The sequence below is a fragment of the Candidatus Chlorohelix allophototropha genome, assembly GCF_030389965.1.
Taxonomy (GTDB): domain Bacteria; phylum Chloroflexota; class Chloroflexia; order Chloroheliales; family Chloroheliaceae; genus Chlorohelix; species Chlorohelix allophototropha.
The window spans coordinates 42,118-67,107 of the sequence record NZ_CP128401.1 but is presented as its reverse complement, the minus strand read 5'-3'; the positions used below and the strand labels follow the sequence as shown (position 1 = coordinate 67,107).

Below are 24,990 nucleotides of genomic sequence, written 5' to 3'. Positions count from 1 at the left end.
ATGAGAGGGAATGGTGCTTGAGCAAGCGCGATATTCGAATGGTTAAAGTGCAACAAAAGGTTTCAGGTTGTTTTCGCAGTCAGGCGGGTGCCAGTTACTTTTGTCGGATTAGAGGCTATCTTTCCACCATGAAAAAGCAGGGCCAAAACTTGTTGGTTGCGCTCCTTAACTCTTTTTGTGGACAACCGCTTCTTCCCAAATTTCTGGTCTGAACTGTTACAATGAAAAAACGCTAATTACTTCGTACCCAGTCATTGTCAGTTGTTTCACTTCAGATCGTTGGTACGATCACTTTCTGTTTATCAAGCTGAGAATAACTTGAAGATAGGTTTAGGAAGTTGCCAATGGTGTAGCAACTTTAACAGGCAGGGCTACTAGCACTGTGGTTCCCTGCTCTAGAACGCTAGTCAACGTAATAGTACCACTGTGCTGCTGCACAACCCAACGAGCGATGGGTAGCCCAAGTCCAGTGCCGCCAGGGTCTCGACCTCTGGCAGGGTCGGCTCGATAAAAGCGCTCAAAAACATGAGCGAGTTCTTGTTCGGCAATACCCACCCCGTTATCTCTAACTGTCAAGTTTGCTTGCCCCTCTAAGTTTTCTAAACTTAGGATAACCGCGCCACTTTCAGGAGTATATTTAAGGGCGTTGTCCAAGAGTATTAGAACAAGCTGTTTTAAGCGGTCACGGTCTCCTTCAAGCTGAACTGGTTCCAATTCTTCAAGCGTAAGGCTGTGCCCATACGCCAACTTCCGGGCTTCCTTAAATGCTTCCAATACTACTTCATCCAAATCAACCGTACCATGGCGCACCTGGGAGCCGGAATCAGCCCTAGCCAACACCAATAAGTCCGCTACCAGTCGAGTCAGTCTTTCTGTTTCGCGCTCCGCTTCTGAGAAGGCTTCTTCCCTTTCCTCTTCCGACATATACCGCTGTCGTCGGAGTAACTCAAGGTTTCCTTGTATAGCAGTAAGCGGCGCACGCAATTCATGAGAAGCATCTGAGACAAAGCGCTGCTGTGCCTGATAAGCCCCTTCCAGGTTTTGGAGCATTTCATTAAAAGTATCAGCCAACCTACCAAGTTCATCGGTGGTCAGTGGCACTTCCAGCCGATGCGAAAAATCTCGGGAATGAGAGATGGTCTGGGCAGCCTGAATCATTTTCGAGACCGGCTGGAGTGCTCTACCGGCGAGTAGCCTTGCCCCAATGAGAGCAGCGCTAACACCCAGTAAGCCTACAAACAGCAAAATCAACCGAAAGGTTTGCATAGAAGCGTCTAGTTTACCCAAAGAAGTGACTGTCTCGATATAACTGGTAGAGTCTTCCAGTGGTAACACATATACCCTCCAGCGTTGGTTGGGTGTGGAAATAAGACCAAAACCGCCATGTTGGGAAAGGGAACCCGATAACGATGGGGCTAGCCCGGCTACTGGATCGAAAGCAGCACCCGCAGGGGAGGCTAAAACCTTGATTGGGCTAAGGGTGGGGAATAGTTCAGCGTCGGGTGAACTTAACTCCACTTTGCCTTCAAGATTATATAATAGCAGTCCTACCCCTGTGCCATCTGCACCGCCCAGAGGATGATCGAAATTCATCGAGTCAGCAGCGGCATGCTCGGCATTGGCTACGAGCAGTCGGTCAAGCTCATCGTAATGACCGCGTGCATGCAGAGAGTAAGCCACCAGCCCGACCAATATCACTACAACCGCGCATATCCCGGCACAGTAGAGCGCCAACCTCAACCGTATTGACAAGGCTTACTCCTCCTTCAAGATGTAACCAGCGCCGCGAACGGTGTGGATCAAGCGCGGTTCCGATTTTTCTTCTAGCTTTTGGCGAAGTTGCATCACATATACTTCGACTACATTGGCGTTACCTCCGAAGTCATAGCCCCAGACCTTATCCAATAAAACATCTTTGGAAAGTACCTGGCGGGGATGTTCCAGAAATAATTGCAACAATTTGAACTCCAGTCCGGTAAGGGCTATCTGGCGTTTACTACGGTGAACTTGATGCTCGTTCGCATCCAGCACCAGATCGGCGAACTTCAATAGCACGGATTTTTCTGGATGATGGCGACGTAGCAACACCCTTACTCTAGCCAGCAAAATCTCAAAGGTGAAGGGTTTTACTACATAATCGTCCGCGCCAGACTCAAAACCTTGTACCTGATCTACAGTTGCATCTTTAGCGGTCAAGAGAATTACGGGGAGTTTTGGGTAGCTGGCTTTTAACCGCTTTAAGACTTCCAGCCCACCAATACCGGGCATCATCATATCGAGTATTACCAAGTCGGGGGTTTCTTCCTTGGCGCTTGTTAACCCCGCTTCTCCTCTTGCCGCCGTAGCCACAGAAAAACCTTCGTAGGAAAAACCTCGTCTGAGTAGGCTGGTAACGGCGGGATCATCATCTATTACAAGCAAATGTTCCATACTAATTAAAACTCGATTACCTAGATTGTCTATCAATAGGTCAAAGATGATTATAAGAACAGCATCTTCGCTATAATCTAAAAGTTCCCGGTGAACAAGTCAGTTAAAGCTGGTAAATATCTAGTCAACGAAATTAGAGCTACCATGAAAATAGACTTAAGTATGTATGCGAGGAATGCAATAACCGGATTCCACTTTTTCCTTTACAAATCCTCAGCTAATCATCAGGTTTTATGCGCTGAAAGGCTTTATGCTAATTTTGAAATATTTGAAATTTATTCCCGATTAGAGCAACTTCCCGAAATTCCCGGAAGGAACATAAGCGTAAAAATTATGAGCAAGCGTAGAAAAAACTCCCAGAAAACTGTTTCAGCCTTAAAAGCAAACCACGTTACTGCTACTGGCGTGGGCGTGGTAAAGCAGGCTCGAATTTCAACTCCTCAACCAGTTGTGCAAGATCAGCCTAAGCCGATTCCCTATGGGCTGCTGGGTTTTCTGGCAACCTTATGTGTCGGTCTTTTACTGATTCCTTCGGCGCTAAACATCGGGAATGTCACCGATTTTACCGGAGCAGGCAGCCTGTTGATTGTGTTCCTCACAGGACTGACCACCGGAGGGCTTAGTTGCATGGCAGTACAGGGTGGATTATTAGCCACGCTAATCGCCCGACGCGAAGAGTCTCGCCAGAGCCTTGCTACTGGGCAAGGGAATCAGGCGCTGCCAATCATAGTGTTTCTTGGAGCCAAACTGTTGGTCTATACCCTGCTGGGATTACTGCTGGGCTGGTCGGGTTCATTGTTTACCATTACCACCACCGATCAGGGCGTGATCAATTTATTCGTGGGGCTTTTTATGCTGGCAACCGCCCTGAACCTATTACAGGTTCACCCCATCTTTCGTTATTTCGCCATCCAACCGCCCCGGCGCGCGCTAAAGTATCTCAGGCGGTATAGCAAAAGTGAGGATTATTTTGCCCCCGCCTTTCTTGGTTTCCTGACTATCCTGATTCCTTGTGGCACTACTATTGCAATGGAAGCGTTAGCCATCGGCACAGGCAATCCACTCTCCGGCGCACTTATAATGGGCGGCTTTGTGCTGGGTACCTCCCCGCTCTTTTTTACATTGGGCTATTTTGCCACCCGGCTAGGCGCACTAATGCATGCTCGTTTCATGAAAATTGCCGCTTTCTCCTTGATTTTACTCTCAATAATTTCCCTCAACACCTCCCTCAATCTGTTGGACTTTCCGGTAAGCCTAAATACGATAGCCAACGCTTTCTCAGATACTTCAGAGGGAGGTGTTGCTACTGCTGTTTTACCCGCGACCTCTCCCGGCACAGGAAGTATTGATGCACAGGAAGTTACCATAAAAGTCACCAGCAGCGCCTACCTTCCCGGTAATGTCCAGGTTAAAAGCGGTCAACCCATCCGGCTTAACCTGATCACCCAGAATACGCAAGGCTGTGTTCGCTCCTTTACCCTGAACAAATTTGGCATTCGGAAGGTGTTGCCTACCACCGGACAAACGGTAGTTGAGATACCGGCGCAACAGCCCGGCACCATTCGATACACCTGTAGTATGGGAATGTACTCCGGCACTATCACGGTAGTTTAAGATTAAGAAAGTTGTGTATATGGCTAAGAAGCTATTTCAAATCGAAGGGATGCACTGTGCCAGTTGCGCCCTACTCATTGACGAGGAGTTGGAGGAACTATCTGGCATTCGCCGTGCCAGAACCAGCTATGCTCGCCAGCAGGCGGAGGTGGAATACGATGAACAGCAAGTGAATGAGCAGAAAATAATAGCCACCATCTCCGGGGTGGGTTATAAAGTCAGCGCGGTAAAGACTGCCTGATAAAGCAAGGGAACGGCGCTGAAAAGATCAGCGAAGTGCTTAATGTACTAAAACATTACACCAAATCCTGAAGCAGATTTGGGTAATCCCAACAACGAAAGGAATCATGAGATGGCTCAAGCAATTGACCCGGTATGCAAAATGAGCGTGGATACCGAAACTGCGAAGTTTAAATCCGAATACAATGATACCCCTTACTACTTCTGCGCCCCCGGTTGCAAAAAGTCTTTCGATAAAGAGCCAGAAAAATATCTGAGCGAAACTCAGCCTGAGCAGACCGGACACTAAGGTTTCAGCACTGATTTTCAATAAATAGTAGAGCGGGCAACCGGAATAGCAGCTATGTTTGCTATGTCCTAAATTAGAGTCACCTTGCTTTCCGGTTAGTCATGCCATTTTAGGAAGTGGAAAATAATGTCTCAAACAATTGATCAAAATACAATAAATGAGATTAATGCTAATACGCCGACGGCAACCATAACCCTTGAGCTAGAGGGTATGACCTGTGCCAGTTGTGTTATGCGAATTGAGAAAAAACTTAAAAAAGTTGTAGGTGTGCTGGAAGCCAACGTCAACCTTGCCACCGAAAAGGGTACTGTCTCTTTTGATCCGGCACTTGCCAACGTGGAAGGATTGGTTAAGGCAGTTGAAGCCGCCGGGTATAAAGCTACCCCTCTGGAAGTCGAGGAACCGAGAATAGTAGCAGCACCGCTTGTAACCACCCTTTCAACTCAACTTGAGAAGGAATCGGGCGTACTCACCGCCGAGCTTGAAATTGAGGGCATGACATGTGCCAGTTGTGTTACCCGTATCGAACGGAAAGTAAAAAAGGTGGAGGGGGTATCTGCCGCTAATGTTAACCTTGCCACCGAACGCGGCACTTTTACTTTTGAACCTGACAAGACTAATCTGGCTGAAATCATCGGGGCAATTGAAGCGGCAGGGTATAAGGCACAACCTTATGGGCTTGAAGCCGACTCGCCTGAAAAAAGGGTTATGGCTCAAACGACCACCGTGACCGAGCCTGTGGCAACCCCTGAAGCTGAGCCAGACCGTACCACCGTTAGGCGGCAGAAAGAAATAATCCGTCGTCGCAACCTGCTGATTCTGGGTTTCGCGCTCACCATCCCGGTTTTTGTAATCAATATGCTCGGGATGAGCTGGTTTAGCGATCTGAGAATAAGAGATTGGCTGCTATTTGCACTGACTACGCCAGTCTGGGCTATTGTCGGCTGGGAATTTCACCGGGGTGCATTGAAAACCGCCCGCCACTTCTTGGCTAATATGGACACTTTGATTTCGATGGGTTCCACCGCTGCCTATCTCTACAGTGTTTGGTTGCTTGTTTTGGGGAATAGTTATGCCCCCGCTGGTGAGATGTCCACCGGTCCCACCGAAGGAGATGCGATTACCTACTTTGAGACTTCTGCCCTGATTATTACCCTGATCTACCTGGGCAAATTTCTGGAAGTGGTCGCCAAAGGGCGTACCAGCGAAGCGATTAAGAAATTGATGGGTTTACAGCCCAGAACTGCCCGCGTTCTCAGAAATGGAGTGGAGCAGGACATTCCCATCTCTCAGGTAGTGCCCCAAGATTTACTGATTGTGCGCCCCGGTGAGAAAATCCCGACCGACGGCGTGGTGGAGTCTGGACAAAGCGCGGTGGACGAAAGTATGGTCACGGGCGAGAGCCTGCCGGTTGAAAAAGAAACGGGTAATCCGGTGATCGGTGCAACCGTAAATCAGAACGGTTTGCTAAGAGTTAGAGCCACTCGCGTGGGCAAAGAAACCGTCCTGTCGCAGATAATCCGGTTGGTAGAGCAGGCGCAAGGCTCAAAAGCCCCCGTGCAGCGGTTAGCCGATACCATTAGCGGTATCTTTGTGCCGGTAATCATCGGGATTGCCTTGCTGAGTTTTGTGGGCTGGCTCTTAACCGGTCATTCCTTTCAGGAAGCGCTTTTACCGGCAGTTGCGGTACTGGTGGTAGCCTGCCCTTGCGCTTTGGGGTTAGCCACTCCCACCGCCATTATAGTAGGCACTGGAGTCGGCGCGGAACAAGGCATTCTTATTAAAGGGGGCGAAAGCCTGGAGCGTGCCAGAAGTATCAAAGCCATCCTTCTGGATAAAACCGGAACCCTTACGAGGGGCAAACCCGAAATCACTGAGGTGGGCAGCCTGAGTGGGCTGGATGAAACCGCCGTTTTGAAGTTTGCCGTGCTGGTAGAAAAAGCCAGCGAACACCCGTTGGGAGAAGCAATAGTAAAAGGAGCCAGAAACCGGGGCTTATATCTGGACGACCCGCAGGAGCAACCTCAGAAATTCCAGAGCTATACCGGTGCAGGCATCAGCGGGGAAGTAGTGGGACGTAAGGTGCTGGTCGGTACTCGCCGTTTGATGTCACAAAACCAAATTACAATCTCTGCTAAAGCCGAAGAACAAATGGTTCGGCTGGAAGGAGAGGGCAAAACCGTAATGCTGGTGGCGGTGGAAGAGGAACTGGTCGGGTTAGTGGCAGTAGCCGATACCAATAAAACCGGGCAGCGCCGCCGCGATCGCCGAACTTATAGCGCTGGGTATCGAGCCGGTGATGATGACCGGGGATAACCGCCGCACCGCCGAAGCGATAGCCCGTCAAGCCGGAATCAGTCGAGTGCTGGCAGAGGTTCGCCCTGAAGAAAAAGCTGCTATGGTTAAAAAGCTTCAGGCAGAGGGCAAAACTGTAGCGATGGTGGGGGACGGTATTAACGATGCCCCCGCACTGGCGCAAGCGGATGTGGGGATGGCGATTGGTATCGGCACCGATATTGCTATGGAAGCGGCAGATATAACTCTGATGCATGGCGATGTGCGAGCGGCGGCTACTGCCATCAGGCTCTCCAAAGCTACAATGCACAAGATCAAGCAGAACCTTTTCTGGGCATTCTTTTATAACGTGCTGCTGGTGCCGCTGGCAATCCTGGGGATAATTAACCCAATTTTAGCTGCTGGAGCAATGGCTATCAGCAGCGTATCGGTGGTTTCGAATTCGTTACTATTAAATCGTTTCAAGGGTAAGCAAGTCTGACCTGTCCCGCCTTGTAATTTATGCCGGGTAATTACCTAGTTGCCCGGTAAACATTTTGGTAATAAACGACGTAACAGTTCAGGCGAGTAGGTAGGGAAGGGAAGGATGACCAGCAAAAGAGTTAAGGAGCGCAACCAACAAGTTTTGACCATGCTTTTTCATGGTGGGGGTTTTGCATAACCCCCCGATATGGTGCACTTCTGCCACAAACCAGTTAATGTTGTGTTTCAAAATACCTTAGAAGTTGTGATACTAGCATTATGAGACAACATTTGAGACGGGTCACTCAGAAAGCACACTTTTTGAGATCTAAATGCTAGGGCGAGAAGCCTGTATAACCACTCCATGAACCACTACATCACGCAGACGATTATCTATTTATTCTAGACGATGCGGTAAAGCGCAGTACTCTAGTCCCGACCTTACTTTATTTTAGACGAGCACCCAACGAAATCTTAGTGTATCATCTTTACCCTACCAATTTTGGATGCAAGGCGCTGTCTGATGAAGCTGACTGCAACCGTTTCGGGGGGTTATGCAAAACCCCCCTAATTCTGGTGGTTTTATAATAATTGTTTAGCCTTTTCGAGGATATCTTTTCGGATGATTGTGTCAAGATTTATATCGCCGGCATAGCTTAGAACTCCGCGTTCCCGGTAATAAGCCTCTTGTGCGCGCACCGAGCTTATATCAAAAGAACCATCATAGCTAGGCGATGGTTGGGGAATTTTGCCCAATATTTCACCCGGAATTTTGGTGTATTTTTCCACTATTTTTTGAATCTGGGGATTTTGAAAACCACCCGCATTCAATTCATTAGAGGCTTTGATATAGGCAGCTACAAACTTGACTACTGCATCAGGGTTCTTATTTAAAAAGTCGGTGTTAAAAGCTAAAGAGCTTATCTCCGTTCCGGCAGCATGTCCGTCACTCAAGGTCACAGCGATTCCATCTGCCTCCAACTGAGTGGAAGTCGGTTCCCCAGCATAAGCCGCCACTACACTACCGCTTTTCAGGGCTGCTGCAACCTGGGGAAATGGGATATTGACTAGGTTAACATCTTTTATGCTTAATCCGGCGTTTTTTAGAGCAAGGTAAACTGAATATTCAGCGAAGGCGCTAGGACCGGGGATAGCTACATTTTTGCCTTTCAAATCCGCTACGGTTTTTACCTGACCGGAGTCATAGGCACTCTTGGCAACCAAGAGACGTGCGTTAGTTTTTCCTGTCTTAGGCACCTTTTGATAGGGGGCAGCGATGGTTATATTTGACCCCTTTTGAGCAGCATTGAAAAACGAAGCCGCCCAACTAGTACCACCCCCACTGGCTTGACCTGTCGCAAGGAGTGAAATTATCTCGGAAGAGTTATTGACGTTTACAATTTCTACACTAAGGTTGTAAGCATCAAAATAACCCTTATCTATAGCCACATATAAAGGACTATCGCCAGTAAGGGAAGCGAATAAAATCTTTGTTTTGTCGCCGGAAGCGGCTTTTGTAGCCGCCGCAGTAGTAGCAACTGCCGCAGTTGTGGCAGCGGATGTAGTGGTGCCGGAAGCTACACTAGTTTTTGCAGCAGTAGAAGCTGCGGCAGTGGTGGATACGGTAGTGGCGGTTGAATCACCGCAGGCTACCAGTAGCAATCCTGTCAAAATCAGGACTACGAGTAATAAAGGGTTTGCACGGAAACTTTTCCCCGACCTGCTGAACTTTTCCAAAACCTGAACCTTTCTCTTATGTCTCAATATTCCAGTGTAAAGGTGGACACACAAAGCCACCTTGGCAAATCTTAGAGCTACCGCTCTTTGTTACTCCTCTTACAATGACTGTAAAGCTTTTTGAATAATATCCTTCCGAATGAGCGATTCAAGATCTAAATCTCCGGTATAGCTTAGAACGCCACGTTCTCGGAAATAAGCTTCTTGCGCTCGCACCGTATTAATATTTATCACATCATTGTTACTGTGTACCGAAAGCGCTATTTTGCTCAGCAAAGCACCGGGTGCCTTGGTGTATTTCTCCACTATTTTCTGTACTTCTGGGTCTTTCCAGCCACCTGCATCCAGTTCTCTTAAGGTCTTGATGTACACAGACAGGAACCGGGTCACTGCCTCGGTGTTTTTGTTTAAGAAGTCGGTATTAAATACCATAAAAGTTAATTCGGTTCCCCCGGCATGCCCATCAACTAAGGTTACAGCAGTGCCATCGGCTTCTAACTGGGTTGAAACAGGTTCTGAAGCAAAGGAGGCTACTACACTTCCTGTTTTAAAGGCAGCAGCCTGTTGGGGAAAGGGAATATTGACCAGTTCCACATCTTTAATACTAAGTCCGCCTGTTTTAAGCGCTAGGTTAACTGAATATTCAGCAAAGGCACCGGGACCGGGAATCGCTACTTTTTTGCCCTTGAGGTCAGCCACAGTTTTAACCTGACCGGAATCATAGGCAGCTTTGGAGACAATAATACGGGCAGGGGTTCGTCCCGAATCTGGTATCCTTCCTAAAGAACCAAGTATCGAAACAGTTGACTTGTTTTTTGCAGCGTTGAAAAATGCCGCAGCCCATGTTGCAACTCCTCCGCTGGCTTGCCCAGTTGCTACGAGTGGAATAAGATCGGAGGTGCCATTAGTCAAAGCTATCTCAACCTCTAAATTATTAGCAGCAAAATAACCCTTCTCTATGCCTAAGTATATCGGTGCAGTTTCAGCGGTAGCTTGGCAAGCATAGATTATCTTGGTTTTTGCACCACTGCTGGTGGCTGCCACAGTGGTAGTGCTAGAGGCAGCGGCTGTGGTGGTGGTGCCAGACGCTACAGTAGTTTTTGCGGCAGTAGAAGCGGCTGTGGTAGTGGATACAGTAGTAGCGGTTGAATCACCGCAGGCTACCAGTAGCAATCCTGTCAAAATCAGGACTACGAGTAGTAAAGATCTTAAAGCATAATTTCTTTCCTGTGTGTGGCTTTCTTTCATAAACTTAATCTCCCGTAATAATGCTGAGTAACTTGATTTAAAATATCCACATTGAAGTTGGTGGATTATAAGTGTAATTTTTACAAATTGTCAAGAGCCTATTTTTAGATATTTGATATACTCGGCTGGTAATTCTCTTAAAGTAATATCAATCAGGGCGTTTTTAGTTCTAGCAAGGTCACAAATCTTGATTCGATTGCATTCTGGTCAGAAGTAAATAACCGTGTCCACACATAAAGCTTTTCGCATTAGAAGTCAATTTTAGAAACTGGCGAAATTGATACTTGACAATGTCGCTTATGTATATTATCATTTGGCTATCCTCACCAATGATGGTCAGGGAAAACTTAATTGAACATTGACATACCCTGACAATATTCACAGCTCTACCTTTTTTAGTTTCAACACTAAGGTTTAATCTACATAAATTCCAAGTAAATAAATGACAAATTACCCTAATTTGTAGGGACTGACTGGTCAACCAGAGGTTCGTTTTCATGATTCACTTATGAATCAAAAGAAACGAGCCTTTTTGATTTTTACGGCTTATATCAATTAGTCTTGTGTCGTTTTATTTAAGTATGCACAAGAACAACCAGATATAGGTTTACTTTATTGTGCTTAAAAACAAGAAGGGTTGAGAAATGAGCAGAATTGAACAAGTTTTCGACTCGATACCGGCTGAAAAATCAACAACGATAAAATTGCCAGACTGGAAAATTAAAGTCGAAAACCTGAGTAAATCCTTTTTTTCTCGCAATGTACATGTAAGCGCTATCGAGAATGCTAACCTCGAAATTGGTGATGGTGAATTTTATTGTCTGGTAGGGCCGTCTGGATGTGGGAAAACTACCTTGCTACGCATTATTAGCGGGCTAGAAAAGAAAACAGAAGGACAGTTACACATCCGTACTCAAACTGCCAATCAGAACGGAGAAGAAAGAGTTAAAAACCGACCTTTGAACTCAATGGTTTTCCAAGAACAATCAGTTTTTCCTTGGATGAATGTTCGAGATAACATTTCGTTTGGTCTCAAAGCGCAAGGTTACCCACGCGCTATCCGGTACAAAATTGCAGAAAAGTATATTGAAAAACTCGGTTTGCGCGGTTTTGGAAAAGCCTTACCGTATCAACTTTCCGGTGGAATGAAGCAAAGGGTTTCGGTTGCCCGTGCTTTTGCTACCGACCCCGATATTTTGCTGATGGACGAACCATTCGGCGCTTTGGACGAACAAACCAAAATGTTATTACAGGAGGAGTTGCTAAAAATTTGGGAAGAAACCCGCAAGACCGTTATCTTTGTAACCCATAGTATAGATGAAGCCATCATACTGGCAGATAAAATTGTAGTAATGAGCGCAAGACCTGGAAGAATCTTGAAAATTATTCCTGTTAATTTCCCACGACCTCGTCAGATTGAAGCCATGCGAGCTGATCCTCACTTTGGGGAGATATTCAGCGAAGTTTGGGGGCTATTGCGTAGCGAGGTTATAAAGGCTCAAAAGAGATAGGGGAAAAGCTTATGGAACATGAGTTGTTAAATATAGCTGCAAAAAACTTTACAGTAGCCCAGCCAATATCGGCTAGCAGCATCATTCTTAATTATGAATCTGAAAAGAAGAAAAGCTTTCAATTCCGACAGTTTTTCATCAAGGTTGTTTCGGTTGCTACACCTTTGTTATTGCTAGGTGTCTGGGAAATATTGAGTAATCTGAAAATTATTGACGTGCGTTTCTTTCCGGCTCCTTCCGCCATATTCAGTAAGCTTTGGGATCTGTTCCAATCTGGCGAAATATGGGATCATCTGTGGGCTAGTATCGGAAGAACGGTTTACGGTTATATCTGGGGTGTAGTGCCGGGTGTAATAATCGGTATTGTGATGGGTATCTCACCTATAGTCCGAGCAGCAATACAGCCCTTAGTGGATGCTACCTTTCCAATTCCCAAGATTGCAATCTTCCCACTTTTCTTAATCATATTTGGCATAGGCGATGGTTCAAAAATAGCGATTATCGCCGTAGCAGTTTTCTATATAGTTTTGATTAACACTGTTTCAGGGGTAGCCAATATTCCGTCAATCTATATTGATGTGGGGCAGAACTACCGGGCAAGTCGCTGGCTATTTTTCAGAGACATCGCCCTTCCCGGAGCATTACCGTTTATTTTCGCCGGCTTAAAGCTGGCTATGGGTATCGCCTTAATAGTTCTGGTATCTGCTGAGTTTGTAGGGGCTAGGTCGGGTTTAGGCTACCTAGTTTGGAGTTCATGGTCAGTTCTGCTTGTAGAAGATATGTATGCAGGTCTGCTGATCATAGCCGTTCTTGGACTCTTATCCACTTATGCCTTGAATTATATCGAACGGGTGGTTATACCGTGGAAACGCTAGAAAGACAGATTGAAGGAGTAGTTATGACCGATTTAGCCCAAGTTATTTTTTCTGGGAAATTTGATCAACAAGCCAACCTTGTAGCAAAAGTGGCTACGCACCCATGCTATAGCGGGGAGGCTCATAATAAATTCGGCAGAATTCATGTGCCGGTAGCTAAAAAATGCAATATCCAGTGTGGTTATTGCGTTCGCAAGTTTGATTGCCCAAATGAAAACCGACCCGGCGTTACTACCAAAGTGATTTCGCCAGATGTGGCAATGTCCACCATAGGAGAAGCCTTAGCGCTTGAACCGAGGCTTAAAGTTTTAGGTATTGCCGGTCCCGGTGACCCGTTGGCTAACGCTGCAACCATTGAGACTCTAGTGAAAACAAAGGAACTCTTTCCTGATCTAATCCTTTGTACCTCAACCAATGGGCTGATGTTGCCCGAAAAAATTGAAGAATTAGATAGAGCGGGTGTAATTGCTTTAACCATCACGATTAATGCGGTAGATCCCGAAATAGGCGGAAAAATTTACACCCACGTTCGGTACAAGGGTAAAACCTATAAAGACCGGGAAGCCTTCGAAATCTTGAGCAGAAATCAGCTCGAAGGTCTGCGGGAAGCAGTTAAAAGAGGCATGGTAGTTAAAGTCAATTCGGTTTTAATTCCGGGAGTAAACGATCGACATCTGCCTAGGGTTGCCCGCGTTGTAAAAGAATTGGGAGCGCATGTGATGAATATCATGCCTCTTATTCCACAAGGTAAATTCAAAGATACCCTCCCCCCGACTCCTGAAGAATTAAACAGAGTAAGGGATCAATGTGATCGCATTCTCAAGCAATTCCGAAATTGTAACCAGTGCCGAGCGGATGCCATAGGCGTACCGGGCGAAGAAGGTTGTGGTTCAGTTACTACCACGAAAAAGTGCGAGGCAAAGTTCTTGAAACAACAGCCTGCCCCTACTTTAGAAATAAGAAGGGAAGGAAACAATTTCCTAGGGGAATAAATTCCCCTGAATAAAGCGCCTGTATTTAGATGCATATAATGGAAGCAAGTCGGGTTACAGCCTCAGAGAAATAAGCACAAAACCAGCTTCTCACCTTTTAGTAAGGCAAATCCTTATAGCAATTAAGCTATAGGGTGAGGTTGTTATAAGTTTTGTTATGGAATTTATTCACCATAAATGTGTATAACCCGGTTAGGGTTTTTAGTAGCATTAGACCAAGGAGTAATATGGCTAAGAAAATTAAGCAGATTGCTATTTATGGCAAAGGTGGGATTGGTAAGTCAACCACCACCTCAAACATCAGTGCGGCGCTTTCAACGTTCGGTTATAAAGTGATGCAGTTTGGTTGCGACCCAAAGGCAGATTCTACGAACACCTTGAGGGGCGGAAACTATATACCCACTATCCTAGATACGCTTCGGGAGAAGCTCAAGGTAAAAACAAACGAAGTAGTTTATGAGGGTTTCAACGGGGTATATTGCGTAGAAGCTGGTGGTCCTGCGCCGGGTGTCGGATGTGCCGGTCGCGGTATCATAACCGCTGTGGAACTAATGAAGCAATTAAACGTTTTCAAGGAACTCGATATAGACATCGTTATTTATGATGTCTTGGGTGACGTGGTTTGCGGCGGTTTTGCAGTTCCTATTCGCGAAGGAATCGCTGAACATGTCTTTACGGTTTCCTCAGCAGATTTTATGGCAGTATATGCCGCTAACAACCTGTTTAAGGGTATCCAAAAATACTCCAATTCTGGCGGGGGGCTGTTGGGAGGTGTCATAGCTAATTCCATTAATGTGGGCTATTCGAAAGAGATTATAGACGATTTTGTAAGCAGAACCAGCACCCAAGTTGTCGAATATGTCCCACGTTCCGTGACGGTAACCCAAAGCGAATTGCAGGGTAAAACTACAATAGAAGCCGCCCCTAAATCTGCTCAGGCGGATGTTTATCGCAGTTTGGCTTCTAAAATATATAACCATACTGAATCGAAAGTGCCTACTCCTTTGGATACTAAGGAACTACGCGAGTGGGCTTCAAAATGGGGGGATCAGTTGTTAGCAATTGAAGCCGGCGAGGTTCGCAGCGTGGCTGCTAGTATCTAATTGCTTTTAATAAGAAAGCCTTATCAATTATTTAAGCAGGAAGGCAGGTATTTTAATGTCACACTTTCAAGAAGAAAAGCTGGACCTGAACGCCAAGACCAGCCCCAAAAGAGAAGATCGTTTGGGTACAATTAAGAACTATGCAGGTACCCTCAGCAGCCTAGTTGATGACTATAAATCCGGTAAAGCGCTTGAGTGGCGCAATCGTACTTTCGAGCAATCGGGCGGATGCCTCTTAACTCAGACAGTAATGCGGCTTGTCACTATCCGAGATAGCGTTCTTATCGTCCATGGTCCTGTGGGCTGTTCTCAGGGGACAAACGGCTATCGGGAAATGTTCCGATCCGTTCCTTTGTCATTAGGCAGACCGCAGGATTTCGAACTTGCGGTGTTAAGCAGCAACTTGTCAGAGAGTGACATTGTTTTTGGCGGTGAGAAAAAGCTCAGGCAAGCTATTCTTGAAGCAAACGAGCGGTATAACCCGAAATCTATCATAATTGCCACTTCTTGCGCTTCCGGCGTGATGGGTGATGATATTGAAGGAGTGGTGGATTCCGTTCAACCAGAAATTGCGGCTCGTCTGGTACCCGTACATTGCGAAGGCTTCCGGTCTAAGATCAATCAGACTGCCTTTGATGCTTCCTCGCATGCCATCGTTAAATATCTGGTTAAACCTCCTCGAAGGAAACAAGAGGATTTGGTCAATATAATTGCTCCTTTCAGTGTTACTTGGGCAGACAGGGTAGAAATCAATCGGCTATTTGCTAAAGTCGGGCTGCGAGCCAATTATGTACCGGATTTCGCGACCACCGAAGAGCTTGAAACTATGTCTGAAGCGGCAGTAACCGCTCCAACCTGCGCCTCTTATGGTGAATACCTACAGAAAGCTTTGTTCGAAAAATTTGGAGTGCCCTATTTCCGCGAGCCGGGTCCTCTAGGTTTACAAAATTCGGCGGATTGGTTCAGGGAAATTGCAAAACATACAGGCAAGGAAAAAGAAATTGAAGCGCTAATTGAGGAGGAAATTTCCATAGTTACTCCCCAATTGGAAGATCTGAAGAAGAGCCTGAAGAAGAGCTTGAACGGTAAAGATGCTAGTATTTTTGTGGCAGCAGGACAGTTAAGGATTGCATTCATACCGCGCCTAGCCGCAGAATTGGGCATTAAGGTTGCCGCAATAAGCTCTCGCGAGATTGACCCGTATATCATTGAGGATTTGGAAAAGGTTCATAATGAATTGGGCGATTTTGAAGTCCATTCTTCGGATGAACAACCCTTTGAACACAGTCATATGCTGAACCGTTTAAAACCGGATCTTTATACGGGCTGCCCATTTATGGGGGTTTACAAAAGAGAAGGCAGCCAAGTAAGGAACCATTCCTTCCGCTCTGATTTCTCCATCCCTGCCAACCAGTTTGTGTTCCGGGGTATTTTGAACTATGGCTATATCGTACAGCGCGCCCTTCAAAACCAATCCCTGACTAGGACACTCCATGCCAAGACTCCAAGTCCCTACAAGAGTTGGTGGTATGAGCAACCCGATGCCTTGGCATATTCAAAAGCATTAGAGGTATAAGGAGAGTTGTAAATAATGGCTAATCTTTCATTGGTTAGAGAAGAAGAACCAGCCGACCAGGCCACCGATCAGAGATGTCTGGAATCTCCCAAATATACCTGTTCTTTGGGTGGCGCTCTGGCAGTCATTACCAATATAAATCGAATAATACCTATCATTCATGCCGGGGCAGGTTGCGGGCAAAACCAACTCCTCTCTTTCAGAATGGCTGCCGCGCTGCAAGGCATCGGTTATATCAGCGGGGTTAACGCCCCCTCCACCAACATGTCTGAAAATGAAGTGGTTTTTGGTGGTGAAAGCAGACTGAGAGATCAGCTGAGAGGCACACTAGACCTTATTGACGGAGATGCCTATTTTGTAGTAGCCGGGTGTATTGCCAGCATGATCGGTGATGATATTGATTCGGTTGCTAGAGAATTCGCAGAGGAAGCCACTCCGGTGTTAGCCGTTAATGCCAGCGGTTTCTCAGGAAATTCCAATACCGGGTATGAACTGGTCTTTGAGACCTTTATTCGGAAATTGGTCAAACCCAAGCCAAAGGTAAAAGGCTTGGTTAATATTTTTGGAATCGTCCCCTATCAGGATATATTTTGGCGCGGCAACCTGCGGGCTATCAAAGAAACTCTGAACAAACTCGGTCTAAAGGTGAATCAGTTTATTGGGGATGCCAGCGGGTTAGATGGTATAAAAAACATTTCAGCCGCAGAACTGAGCATCGTAATCTCGCCATGGGTTGGTGTAAAGACCGCCCAACTCATCGAGGAAAAATTTGATATACCCTATATCACTTTTCCTTTTCTGCCTTCAGGTCCAATTGATACGAGTGATTTTGTAAGAAAGGTTGCTCAAAAGCTAAAGATTCCGAAGGCGAAATATGAGAAGCTGATTGCTGCTGAGGAAGCCGAAGCTTACAACGACCTAAATATAGCCGGGGATAGCTGCGCCCAGTTTGGACCTGCTTTACCCTTTAACATAGTAGCAGGCGCATCAACTGCGGTAGGTATAACCCGCTATCTAACAAGGTTAGCGGGCTTTACTGCAACTCAGGTCATAATAAATGATGATCCACCTGAAGAAGTCCGGGATGAGATAATTAAAAACCTTGAAAACCTCGGTGGTCTACAACCGAAGGTGGTTTTTGAGGTAGATTCTTGGAAAATACGGCAATATCTGAAAAAATCAAATTACAGACTGTTGCTGGCAACTTCTCAGGAGCGTTATTTGGCAGAAGCTGAAGGGAAAATCTTCCTAAACGTCAGTTTCCCGGCAAATAGTCGCTTGGTGGTGCGGGAAACCTATGCCGGTTATGGTGGCGGTGTAGCGGTGATTGAACATGTGTTGAGCAAGTTTATCGTGCCCTAAATATCGGGTTTTAATCGGTAGCGCGCATAAAAAAGGGGGATTTTCTAGGGTTATTGTCCCGATGGGCAGTCCCTTAGAAAATCCCACTCCCTTTCTAAATCGGAACCAATCAAGCTAACGGTTAGCTACTTCCAGAGAGTTAAATATTTTCTTAACATCAATTTGCTACCGTACACAATTAGAAATCCTCTAAAAGAAAAGGGATAAAGGCGACTGGTAAGGGTAAATGTTCATTCAAAAAATGCTCAAGCAGGTTCAAACCTAAATTGAACAGGCTCAAATCCAGTCGTTCGGTGCGATGAATGACCCGGTTCCAGCCTTCAGCTAAAGCTATCGTACCCAGATGTACAATCCAAAGATAAGCCAGACAAGCCGCTAACAATAACCTTTCTAGCCGTTTAGGGTCATCCAAATGGCTCTTGTCCAGCCGAAACCCTCGGCTCTTGCTATCGGAAAAGAAGGTTTCAATCCTAAACCTCTTTTTGTAGTACCGGATTGCTTCCTGGGCTAGAGCCAAATTACTCACCAGATAAAGTGGCTCACGGTAAGGCTTTTGCCAGACCGCTATGACCAGTACTGGTCCGTACTCGTGTTTGCTGAATGCTACGCCGCTCTGACTCACTACCTGACCAGGCTGAACCCCTAACTTACTGATGGCATAATGAGCTTGTTCATCCAACCAGACCTGGCTATTTTTAGCAGTACGACAGACATACTGCCAACCGTAATAATCTAACCGTCTTAACAAACGACAGCCATCGAATTCACCATCACCCAAAAAGACTACTTGGCTACCAGACGGAACCAACGAGTGAACTTGCTTTAACAATCTGATGTGCAAAGCTTGAGCTAAATGTCCCTTTTTAGCCTTAACCACCAACCAACCCAAAGGTAAAGCCCGCCCCTGATATACTACACTGATTACTAAGCCCATTCCACCAGCACCAACCTGACTGCCATCTATCACCAGTACCAGTGGACAATGACACAGGCTACTCAGCAATTGTTTGGCGAAAGGAGCATACACCACTTTTTGGTTAAAGTTATCATTTTTGAGCAATCGGCGCATTCGGATGATGCGGCTTTCCCGTTTAGTTTTATCTGGCACTTTGGCGGCGATATTAGGCAACGCACTATGCCGACTACCTACAATCCCACTGATCACCATCGCTAGAATTGTTAAATATTGTAATTCGCGCCCCTGCGCTTGTGGGTGGAGTTGCAACAATTGCTGTTTTATGGCACGATGTCGGCGAAGGTTGTCACTCATTTTGGTATCCTTTTGCTTTCTACTTTGGTCGGTAAGAAAACTACAGTTTACCACTCTGCCTCAACCTTCTCCTCCTTTTCCTCTCCTTTATATCTGTACGGTAGCAAAAACATCAATAGAATAATTTTAAGTGAGGTTGCTTTGTCAAAAGTTGCAGTAGGCAGTAAGGATGGCGTTAATATCACCGAGCATTTTGGTAAAGCTCAAGAGTTCCTGATTTACGAGGTAAATCAAACAGGTGATTACCAGCTTCTGGAAACAAGAAGAAACGATTTCCATAGCTTAGATAAACATACTAACAGAGTAAATATTCTTGCGGAACTGTTGTCCGATGTAGATGTTGTTCTGGTAAGCCAAATAGGACCGGAAGCTGTAAGCATTTTACAGGAAAAGGGCATAAAAGCGATACCCTTATCCGTATCCATTGATAAAGCTTTAAAAGGTTACGCTAAAAGAGGGAAGCTGCTTGAAAATCCGTTTCCTTTTTCAATAACCCAATCTCAACACGGGCATGGGCATCACCGAAATAAACCTGATGGTGGTTGTTCTTAAAATATTATGCCAAGTAAAGCCCGATATTTTCGGGCTCATCGCCAACAAACCGAAATATCTATTAGCCTGCTAATGCCTGATCCAGATCGGCAATAATATCATCCACCGTTTCCAGTCCAACTGACAGGCGGATAAAATCAGGCGTAACGCCGGTTGCTCTTTGCTCTTCCTCACTCAATTGTTGGTGGGTAGTAGAAGCGGGATGGATAACTAGTGACTTGGCATCACCCACATTAGCCAACAAACTGAACAATTTGAGCTTATCAATAAAAGCTCGTCCGGTTGCCTGGCCCCCCTTTATGCCAAACCCTATTATCGCCCCGAAAAGATTGCGGGTGTGATACTTCCAAGCAACCTTGTACGAAGGATGGCTTTCCAGTCCGGGGTAATTTACCCAGCTAACTTGAGGATGGGTTTCGAGGAATTGGGCTACCTTTAGAGCGTTGACGCTATGCCGTTCCATTCTAAGCGGCAGTGTTTCCAACCCTTGCAAAAACAGGAAGCTATTAAAAGGGCTTAAAGAAGGACCAAGATCACGCAAAAGCTGGATGCGGGCTTTCAATATGTAATGTGGTCCATCTAAATCTACAATTCGGATGCCATGGTAGCTATTATCCGGCTCGGTAAAACCCGGAAATTTGCCGTTAGCCCAATCAAATTTCCCGCTATCAATTATCAACCCACCAATGCTAGTACCATGCCCCCCGATAAACTTGGTGGCAGAATGCACCACAATGTCTGCGCCCCATTCAATTGGGTTAATCAAGAATGGGCTAGGCAGGGTGTTATCAATTACCAACGGGATACCGTTAGCATGGGCTATCTTGGCAACCACCTCAATATCCAAAGTATCCAACCGGGGATTGCCCAGTGTCTCGGCATAAATCGCCTTGGTGTTGGGTTTTATAGCTGCCTGAAAATTTTCTGGATTAGTTGGGTCTACAAAAGTGGTGGTTATACCAAGTTTGGGCAGGGTGTGATGAAATAAATTATAAGTCCCGCCATAAAGGCTGGTAGCGGAAACAATATGGTCACCGGCATTAGCGATATTAATCAACGCCAGAAATTCTGCCGCTTGTCCGCTCGCTACCGCCAAAGCGCCTGCGCCGCCTTCCAGCAAAGCTACTCTTTCTTCCAGCACGGTGGTGGTGGGGTTTATTATCCGGGTATAGGTGTTGCCGACCTCCTTGAGCGCGAAAAGGTTGGCGGCATGGGTGGTATCGTTGAAAACAAAGGAGGTTGATTGGTAGATTGGGACGGCACGCGCCCCGGTAGCAGAGTCGGCTTTCTGACCTCCATGTAAAGCTTGGGTTTCAAACCCTAATTGATGCTCGGTTTCATTGCTCATAGTGATAAAATCCCTTCTAAATTTATAGCCGGACGAACGCCAAGCATCGCTCTGGCGAGCCAGCACAGGTTTAAGCTTTTCTAAGACCTTCGCCGATAAAATTAAAACCAAGCACCGTTATCATAATCATGAACCCCGGCGCTAGAGCGTACCAAGGTGCATTAAAGAGATAGGACTGGGCTTCAAACAGCATCCGACCCCAACTGGGAGTGGGTGGTTGGATGCCCAGCCCTAGGTAACTCAAACTGGATTCTGCCAGAATCGCATTGGATAGCCCGATAATCACCCCTGTAAGTAACTGAGGGTAAATATTCGGGAGGAGATGTATGAACATAATCCGAAAAGGGGAAGCCCCGATGCCCAGCGCGCTCAACACAAACTCACGGTTCTTAAATTGCAAAGCGCCACTTCTGACAATCCGGGTATAACTGGGTATAAACAAAATGCCCAGCGCTACTATGATGGTGTAATCACCGCGATCTAGCACCGTTACCATCACTAACGCCAGCAGAATGCCGGGAAACGAGGTCATCGCGTCAATCAGTCGCATTATTACCTCATCAATCGCCCCGCCAATATAACCGGCTACTAGACCAAGCACTATCCCAGAAAAAGCGCCGATGGTAACGGTGCTAATTGCCACCAGCAGAGTGAACCGTGTACCAATCATTACTCGGCTGAAGTTATCCCGCCCAAAGTTATCAGTGCCAAAAAAATGGCTAAAGGATGGTGGAGAAAATCGTTGCAAGGTATTCATGATATAAGGGTCATAGGGAGTATAAAACTGACCGACCAGCACCAGTAAAACTATAAACCCGGTCAGCGCAAATCCTATTTTAAAATCAAAATCCAGCTTGCCAAGCATCTATCTCACCCTTATTCGGGGGTCTATTGCTTGTAGTAGAACATCCACTAGGAAATTTACAAAAACCACAATAAAAGCAATATAGACCACTAGGGTTTGGATTAGAGGAAAATCACGGAACGAAATAGATGAAATTAAAAGCCGTCCGATGCCGGGTAAGCTGAACACCTGCTCAATTATTATGCTGCCGGAAAAAATCTCGGCGATAATCATTCCCAACAGGGTGATTACCGGCGGCAGGGCGTTCTTGAGCACATGGTGGGAAATCACTTTATTATCAGAAACCCCCTTGCTATAGGCGGTTCTGACATAGTCGGCCGTTAACTGATTAATCACCGCAGTTCTTAAAAATTTCACCAGAATGGCAATATTCGGCAAGGCTATCACCAGTGCTGGAAATAGCAAATAGCCGATAAAACCGACAAAATTCTCGTTATAATCCACATAATTGCCAGGAGTAAAGAATTTAAGCTGTAAGCCGAAAACCCAGATAAAAAGCACCCCTAAAAAGAAATTTGGCACTGCCAGATTTAGCATTGAAACTGAGTTCAATACCTTATCAATAGCCATATTGCGTTTTCTGGCGCAATAAATTCCCACCGGAATTGCGATAATAACTATCAGGAAGATTGCCAGCAATGCTAACGAGATGGTGGTGGGCAATCGCCCTTCGATTAAACTCTTTACGGGGAGTGAATATTTGATAGAATTTCCAAAATTCCCCTGCACCAAACCCATTAGCCATTCCACATATCTGACGGGCATTGGACGGTCAAGACCAAGTTGGCTTCTGAGCATATCCGCTCGTTGCGGAGTTGTTTCGGTACCAAGAATCAAAATTACCGGGTCGCCCGGTATGAGGTTAAAGGCTGTAAAAGTTAAAATTGAAACCAGAAACAGTGTTAAAAAAAGCGTTACTATCCTTCGACTGAGATATTTAATCATAATTCAGTTAGCCAGTGTTCTTTTGTATAAACCACCGGATCGCCTGTTACACGACCCGGTAGGCTCTTAAAATAGAATTAACCTTTGTAGTAAATCGTGGAAGCATCGAACACATATAACGGGTAGGGCGTAAAACCGCTAAGCCCATTTTTCAGTGCAGTAAAGGTGGCAATGTCCTGAATGAAAACATTGGGGGCATCTTTCGACACCAGTTGCTGAAGTTGCTTGAACAGTTCGATGCGATTGGACTGGGCAGATTCTGCCACTGCCTTAGCATAAAGGGTGTCATAGTCGGCGCTCTTATAGTTAAAGAAGTTGCCAGAAGCGGTGGATACATAACGAGCCAAGAAACTTTGAGGGGAGAGATTAGCGCCGTCTACCGAAATGATAGTAGCCTCATACTGTCGATCGGTATAAACTTTGCTAATCCATGTCGGGAAATCCACCTGTTTAATCTGGGCAGTAACCCCTACGGTTTTCAGTTGGTTGACAATCACCTGAGCGGTATCAACATGCACTTGATAGTTTGATGGCACTGTGATGGTAAAACTGAACCCGTTGGTATAACCGGCTTCGCTTAAAAGCTGTTTGGCTTTATCAATGTTCTTCTTGTAGGCATCGGTCAGACTAGCATCAAAGTATGCCTTGAGACCGGGTATTACGGGCGTACCCACGCGAGTGCCTTTACCAAAGTTTACAGTGCTGATAATCTCGTCCGGGTCAACCACGTAGCTTAGTGCGAGGCGGACTTTTTGATTATCGAACGGCTTCACTGCATTGTTAAAGTTAAGCTGCTGAACGGCATTGGAATTAGCCTGATTGATGGAGAAATTGCTGCCAAGTTGCTTGGAAGTGTTACTGTCCACAATCGCCCCATCCACGCTGCCGGACTGCAAATCGAGCAACAGCGCGTTGGTATCAGATTTCAGCTTAAAGGTAACTTTATCCAAGTAGGGTAAATCTTTTTGCCAGTAGCTGGTATTCTTTTTCAAGACCAACGCCTGCTGGGGAGTGAAGGAGTCAAACGCAAAGGGACCTGTGCCAATTGGGTGGGTATTTTGATCCTTGTAATCTTTGGGTACAATCGCCACCGTCAGGTAAGGTAGGAAATCGGTATCAGCTTTTTTCAGGCTGATTTTTACGGTAGTGGGGTCAACTACTTCCACCGTCTGGATATTATCCAGCCCGGCAATTTTAAGACCTGCGGCAGTATCCAACGAATATTTTACATCGTCGGCGGTTACGGCATTACCGTTGTGAAACTTGATACCGCTTCTAACTTTGAAGGTATAGGTCAGTGCGTCCGTTGAAATTGTGGGCAAACTTCCCGCCACCGCCGGTTGCAGATTACCGTCTCCGTCAGGTTTTACCAACCCCTCAAAAAGGTTAAACAGCACTTCGCGGGTATCGGCGCTGGTGGCTTGATATGGGTCAAGATGGTCGGGTTCAGTGGTCAGACCAAAGATAAACGAACCGCCCGGTTTAATGCCAGTTTTGGCAGCAGCGGTAGTAGTAGCCACAGCCGTGGTGGTTGCTGCCGCAGTAGTAGCGCTTGCCACGGTAGTGGCTGCCGTAGTGGTAGCAGCGGCAGTAGTGGCAGCGGCGGTTGTAGTGCTGGCAACAGTCGTGGTAGCGACGGTGGTTGCCGGGCTGGTGGTAGCGGTAGAATCACCGCAGGCTGCTAACGGCAAGGCAGCCAGTAGAAGGATCAATAAATAGACCAGCAACAACCTTTTGTTCTTTTTTACCATAAAATAAGCTCCTCCAACATTTAACAATTTGAAATTCGCGGTTAGTTCCGGATATTTCCCATAAATTATCGACACAATATTTCCGTTTTAAGGGGCAGCGTTGTATAAAAAAAGTTCGCCCATTGCGACTATAAATGTCGTAGTGAGCGAACCTCCGGTTGACCAGTCAGTTCCAAAGCAAAACCAGCAAATTGCTGATAAGCACATAACAATAAAAGAATATATGTTGCCCAAAATTAACAGCGTTATTTCCGGCAGTTTTGTTAAGCTAGGCTAATGTTAAAATACTTTATTAAGATTGTCAAGTATATGATTTGTAAAAATTACCACATAGCTGATTTGTACTCAAAAGACGGGAAATTATTGGCTGTTAATGAGAATTTGGAGGTTTTGTGGCGTGATTTTAACCAAATTTTAACTTGACAATCTTTACAGATTAGCTTAACTTTATCTTATCAGATTCGACATAATCGAACTTCCCGATGGAAATTCAAGAGAAGTATGAATCGGTAAAATCTCATAAAA

Annotated in this window: 19 protein-coding genes and 2 pseudogenes; 12 read left to right on the top strand and 9 right to left on the bottom strand. The window is 45.9% G+C overall.

Annotated elements, in window-relative coordinates; genetic code table 11:
* Positions 1–17: 17 nt before the first annotated feature.
* A pseudogene (locus OZ401_RS23395) lies at positions 18–212 on the top strand (IS66 family transposase); the annotation flags it as partial.
* A 118-nt stretch (positions 213–330) separates the two neighbouring features.
* Here the strand turns inward: OZ401_RS23395 and OZ401_RS23390 are convergent.
* Both OZ401_RS23390 and OZ401_RS23385 read right to left on the bottom strand, forming a co-directional pair.
* Positions 331–1,752, bottom strand: coding sequence for a sensor histidine kinase (locus tag OZ401_RS23390; protein ID WP_341472037.1), 1,422 nt, complete (start codon positions 1,750–1,752; stop codon positions 331–333).
* Between the two features lie 3 nt (positions 1,753–1,755).
* A complete protein-coding gene (locus OZ401_RS23385) occupies positions 1,756–2,430 on the bottom strand; it encodes a response regulator transcription factor (RefSeq protein ID WP_341472036.1) in 675 nt (224 codons plus the stop codon).
* 333 nt (positions 2,431–2,763) lie between these two features.
* Here OZ401_RS23385 and OZ401_RS23380 point away from each other — a divergent pair, with 333 nt between their 5' ends.
* The 4 genes and pseudogenes from OZ401_RS23380 to OZ401_RS23365 all read left to right on the top strand — a co-directional run.
* The gene (locus OZ401_RS23380; protein ID WP_341472035.1) at positions 2,764–4,044 is read left to right on the top strand and encodes a sulfite exporter TauE/SafE family protein; all 1,281 of its coding nucleotides are present in this window, start codon (positions 2,764–2,766) and stop codon (positions 4,042–4,044) included.
* Between the two features lie 19 nt (positions 4,045–4,063).
* Positions 4,064–4,285: a heavy-metal-associated domain-containing protein gene (locus tag OZ401_RS23375; protein ID WP_341472034.1), complete on the top strand. Its 222-nt coding sequence runs from the start codon at positions 4,064–4,066 to the stop codon at positions 4,283–4,285.
* A 111-nt stretch (positions 4,286–4,396) separates the two neighbouring features.
* The gene (locus OZ401_RS23370; protein WP_341472033.1) at positions 4,397–4,573 is read left to right on the top strand and encodes a YHS domain-containing protein; all 177 of its coding nucleotides are present in this window, start codon (positions 4,397–4,399) and stop codon (positions 4,571–4,573) included.
* Positions 4,574–4,699: 126 nt separating this feature from the next.
* Positions 4,700–7,213 (top strand): annotated as a pseudogene (locus OZ401_RS23365) (HAD-IC family P-type ATPase); the annotation flags it as partial.
* Between the two features lie 699 nt (positions 7,214–7,912).
* Here the strand turns inward: OZ401_RS23365 and OZ401_RS23360 are convergent.
* On the bottom strand, positions 7,913–9,001 hold the full coding sequence (locus OZ401_RS23360) for an ABC transporter substrate-binding protein (RefSeq protein WP_341472032.1): 1,089 nt from the start codon (positions 8,999–9,001) through the stop codon (positions 7,913–7,915).
* A 165-nt stretch (positions 9,002–9,166) separates the two neighbouring features.
* The gene (locus tag OZ401_RS23355; protein WP_341472031.1) at positions 9,167–10,315 is read right to left on the bottom strand and encodes an ABC transporter substrate-binding protein; all 1,149 of its coding nucleotides are present in this window, start codon (positions 10,313–10,315) and stop codon (positions 9,167–9,169) included.
* Positions 10,316–10,959: 644 nt separating this feature from the next.
* Between OZ401_RS23355 and OZ401_RS23350 the strand changes: the two genes are divergently transcribed.
* The 6 genes from OZ401_RS23350 to OZ401_RS23325 all read left to right on the top strand — a co-directional run bounded on the left by OZ401_RS23350 (position 10,960) and on the right by OZ401_RS23325 (position 17,734).
* Positions 10,960–11,826 carry an ABC transporter ATP-binding protein gene (locus OZ401_RS23350; protein WP_341472030.1) on the top strand — a complete coding sequence of 289 codons (867 nt, stop codon included), beginning with the start codon at positions 10,960–10,962 and terminating at the stop codon, positions 11,824–11,826.
* A gap of 11 nt (positions 11,827–11,837) precedes the next feature.
* The gene (locus OZ401_RS23345) at positions 11,838–12,701 is read left to right on the top strand and encodes an ABC transporter permease (RefSeq protein WP_341472029.1); all 864 of its coding nucleotides are present in this window, start codon (positions 11,838–11,840) and stop codon (positions 12,699–12,701) included.
* Positions 12,702–12,724: 23 nt separating this feature from the next.
* On the top strand, positions 12,725–13,693 hold the full coding sequence (locus OZ401_RS23340) for a radical SAM protein (RefSeq protein WP_341472028.1): 969 nt from the start codon (positions 12,725–12,727) through the stop codon (positions 13,691–13,693).
* Between the two features lie 227 nt (positions 13,694–13,920).
* A complete protein-coding gene (gene nifH / locus OZ401_RS23335; RefSeq protein WP_341472027.1) occupies positions 13,921–14,796 on the top strand; it encodes a nitrogenase iron protein in 876 nt (291 codons plus the stop codon).
* A gap of 55 nt (positions 14,797–14,851) precedes the next feature.
* Complete coding sequence (locus OZ401_RS23330) at positions 14,852–16,372, top strand: nitrogenase component 1 (RefSeq protein ID WP_341472026.1); 1,521 nt, start codon at positions 14,852–14,854, stop codon at positions 16,370–16,372.
* 15 nt (positions 16,373–16,387) lie between these two features.
* A complete protein-coding gene (locus OZ401_RS23325; RefSeq protein WP_341472025.1) occupies positions 16,388–17,734 on the top strand; it encodes a nitrogenase component 1 in 1,347 nt (448 codons plus the stop codon).
* Positions 17,735–17,912: 178 nt separating this feature from the next.
* Here the strand turns inward: OZ401_RS23325 and OZ401_RS23320 are convergent, their stop codons facing one another.
* Positions 17,913–19,004, bottom strand: a complete 1,092-nt coding sequence (locus tag OZ401_RS23320) for an IS4 family transposase (RefSeq protein WP_341467879.1) — start codon at positions 19,002–19,004, stop codon at positions 17,913–17,915.
* A 141-nt stretch (positions 19,005–19,145) separates the two neighbouring features.
* Here OZ401_RS23320 and OZ401_RS23315 point away from each other — a divergent pair, with 141 nt between their 5' ends.
* Entirely contained in the window at positions 19,146–19,556 is a 411-nt protein-coding gene (locus tag OZ401_RS23315) for a NifB/NifX family molybdenum-iron cluster-binding protein (RefSeq protein WP_341472024.1), read from the top strand.
* A gap of 61 nt (positions 19,557–19,617) precedes the next feature.
* Here OZ401_RS23315 and OZ401_RS23310 read toward each other — a convergent pair whose 3' ends face one another.
* From OZ401_RS23310 to OZ401_RS23295, 4 genes are all read right to left on the bottom strand, one after another.
* A complete protein-coding gene (locus tag OZ401_RS23310; RefSeq protein ID WP_341472023.1) occupies positions 19,618–20,904 on the bottom strand; it encodes an O-acetylhomoserine aminocarboxypropyltransferase/cysteine synthase family protein in 1,287 nt (428 codons plus the stop codon).
* A gap of 70 nt (positions 20,905–20,974) precedes the next feature.
* A complete protein-coding gene (locus OZ401_RS23305; RefSeq protein ID WP_341472022.1) occupies positions 20,975–21,769 on the bottom strand; it encodes an ABC transporter permease in 795 nt (264 codons plus the stop codon).
* A complete protein-coding gene (locus tag OZ401_RS23300; RefSeq protein WP_341472021.1) occupies positions 21,770–22,714 on the bottom strand; it encodes an ABC transporter permease in 945 nt (314 codons plus the stop codon).
* A 77-nt stretch (positions 22,715–22,791) separates the two neighbouring features.
* Positions 22,792–24,465 carry an ABC transporter substrate-binding protein gene (locus tag OZ401_RS23295; RefSeq protein WP_341472020.1) on the bottom strand — a complete coding sequence of 558 codons (1,674 nt, stop codon included), beginning with the start codon at positions 24,463–24,465 and terminating at the stop codon, positions 22,792–22,794.
* Between the last annotated feature and the right edge of the window lie 525 nt (positions 24,466–24,990).